The organism is Mycolicibacterium vaccae NBRC 14118 = CIP 105934, from assembly GCF_001552715.1.
Taxonomy (GTDB): domain Bacteria; phylum Actinomycetota; class Actinomycetes; order Mycobacteriales; family Mycobacteriaceae; genus Mycobacterium; species Mycobacterium vaccae.
The window spans coordinates 1-2814 of the sequence record NZ_BCRS01000302.1 but is presented as its reverse complement, the minus strand read 5'-3'; the positions used below and the strand labels follow the sequence as shown (position 1 = coordinate 2814).

2 protein-coding genes are annotated in these 2814 nt (G+C 62.8%); one reads left to right on the top strand and one right to left on the bottom strand.

The window, feature by feature from the left end; all coding sequences use genetic code 11:
• The coding region (locus tag MVA01S_RS31415) for a scabin-related ADP-ribosyltransferase (protein ID WP_218006076.1) at positions 1–2252 on the bottom strand (2252 nt) is incomplete at its 3' end.
• Between the two features lie 258 nt (positions 2253–2510).
• Between MVA01S_RS31415 and MVA01S_RS31775 the strand changes: the two genes are divergently transcribed.
• Complete coding sequence (locus MVA01S_RS31775; RefSeq protein ID WP_218006075.1) at positions 2511–2651, top strand: hypothetical protein; 141 nt, start codon at positions 2511–2513, stop codon at positions 2649–2651.
• Positions 2652–2814 lie beyond the last annotated feature (163 nt).

The window sequence follows — 2814 nt, the reverse complement described above, 5'->3', positions numbered from 1 at the left end:
GCGTTGTCGTCGCTGTCGTCAGCGCTGGCCCTCCTCGCTATCCGGGTATTGGGTGCGCTGGGGTCGTAGCGCGGATTGGCGATGAACTCCTCGTACTCATGTGTTCCCCGTACCGTCCTGCCGGGGTGCCCCGTCAGCGTGTCCCATACCCGCTCGACGCCGATGATGTTTTCGCGTCGTATCCCACCGGGGAAGGAAACCTCGTCTTGGTAGGTATAGGGGTGGTCCTCGAGTGTCGGGTTGGCCTCGATGCCGCCGGGGGCGTCGATGATGTACTCGAAGACATCGGGCCGAGTGTTGAAGGGAACCCGGAAATGGAGCCCGGGATTTCGGGTCGTCGATACAAAAGCTCCAGAACGTCCGAGAATGAAGGCTTCGAAATCGCGCATGCTCGGTTGTTGAGGGGCAAAACCACTTTCGAAGATCTCCGAGGGACCCCGAGTATCAGCGCGGAAAAGCAAATGATTGTCGGTGCGAAAGTGCAACCGCAGGAACGGTTGCGGCAAGGTGATATCCGACAGCGCGACCGTGGAATCTAGTTGCGCACTGGGACGGTCAGCGCTGAACACCGGCTCGGCCGTGTCGAACGTGCCCTCAACCATCACCGTCGGAACCTCGATGACATTGGCCCGCACATCCTCGACGGGCCGCGTCGAAGGCTGCGGCGAAAGCCTCGGAGCCCCCGAAGCGACCGCAGGCTGCGGATCCGGCCGCGCGTCAAGGGCCCGCTGGTAGAGGGATCCGAAATCCTCAACCAACCGGCTCTTACGTTCGATCACCGCGGACAGGAAAGACTCCACATCGTTTTCGACGTGTCGTTGGTCGGTAAGCCCCGGTTCGTCGCCCGAGGTACTCAAAAGTTTCCCGGCCTTGGCAGCGCCCACCGCATAGGGCCGCAAAAGATCCCGGAGTCGCTCGTCGTCGAACTCTCGCAACCTCGTGATGAACTCGCCGACCTCACCGGTACGGGGATCGGACAACAAGATGTCACCCCGGCCCTGGCTGAACCCTCTCCACATAGTGTTGTAAACCGGCTCGGCCTCACCGTAGAAACCGTTGGGATGGAATCGCCAGCTCAATATGTCTCGACCGAAGTACCGGAACGCTTGGTCCTTATCGATACCGACGATGCCGCCATCGCGTGTCCGCAGGAACTGCCCAGGGTGGGCGTCGTGATTGCTGATCAGCCAGTCGAACACCTGATGTTTCTGCAAGGTCACCAGATCCGGACCTGACAACGCGCTGATGTCGATGTCGAGCAACGTGGCGTCCACCCACGCCCGGATGGTGAACCGCCCCCCGTCTAGTAGGCGTGTCGGGGGGATCGGCAACCCGACGGCTGCCTGCAAAGATGCAACCGCGACCTGCAGATGGGAAAGGAACTCATCGCCCTCTTTCGCAGTCTTCATCAGCCAAAGCTGCCCATCCGGGTCTTCCACGAGTCGCCCACCGTGCGTTCCGACCCGCCGCACTTCGCGGAAGCCCCGAGCCTCATCACCACCGACGAACAACCCCGACAGCGTGGCCGGTGGCGTAGCCCGCGGTGGAACCGGCGCCACCGGGGTACCAGCTTTCGGTGTCAACTCACTACCGCTGTCCTCACCACCCAACCCCGGGTGTGAGGGTGAAAGCGACGAATCCCCTGCGCTGACGCGATCACGCCCACCGCCGGAAACCGACAGCCGCTCTCCGAGACCAGAAACCGGCCAGACAGCGCGGCCAACCCCAGCCCCGACGTCAGTCGGATCCGGCAGCGTTGTGAACGCAGGCAACAACTTTGCGTCGGAACCGCTGCGCGCGAGCGCAGCGCGCACCACACGCCATTCCCGCGCATAGGTTTCATCGCCGCTCAATAGGTGCGGCACAACGTCATACTCTTCAGCCCGCTCCCGCAACCTATTCAACCGATGAACCAACTCATCCGGCCCGATACGAGCACTGTCCTCAGCGATATGGTCATCGATGTCGGACTCGGTGGCCCTGCCCTTACCCTTGCCGTCGAGTCGTTCTCGACCACCCCCCGCCAAACCGACCACGGGATCACCAGTCAGCAGAAAATTCGTGAACCCAACACGCAGCTCGACCTCATTCCTGAACCTTGAAGCCCACCCCTCGAAGAACTCGACATAGCTGTCGTCGACACCCTCTCGAGTCAAACCCCGGGCATCAACAGCTCCCGCCTCAGACAACTCCCCCCACACACGCGCGATCAAATGCCTGGCCTCACCGCCCGGATCAGCCAGCCCCGCCAACGGCCCCGGCGCCGCCGGCGACTCGACCCCAGCGACCGCATCCTCCGAGGCCGGGTACGACCGCGGGGTGGGCTGGTTGCTGGAACTCCCGGTCGAACCCTGCTGCGTCGGCTCTGGGGCACTGCTAGCGGCGAAAGGCTGCTGGGTATCTGTGGACGAATGATGCCCATCGGATCGATGCGAGGGCGTGACATCATTGGAGTCGTCACCCGGTGACTGTTGCGAACCCGGCTGCCCGTTCTGGCTGCCGACCGAATCATGCTGCGGGCTCTTGCCCTTGTCAACTCGCGGCCCGATATCACCATCATCGGCACTGCGAGCGCGATGGTCGCTGTCACCGTGGTCTACACCGGACATCAGACCGGCCACAGCAGGCAGCAGTTGGCCTGGCGGCGGTGACGCCGGCGGTGTATCGATATCGAATGACGTTGCCGTAGTGGCAAAATCTGGCGGAAAGGGCAGCGGCGACGGTGCCACTGGCGTGGGCGGTGGCGACGCCGGCGGTGTATCGAAATCGAATGACGTTGCCGTAGTGGCAAAATCTGGCGGAAAGGGCAGCGGC

What these genes read in the sequence shown, in the direction of transcription:
- MVA01S_RS31775 (WP_218006075.1), top strand. Translation starts at nt 2,511, where the DNA reads ATGCTGCGGGCTCTTGCCCTTGTCAACTCGCGGCCCGATATCACCATC.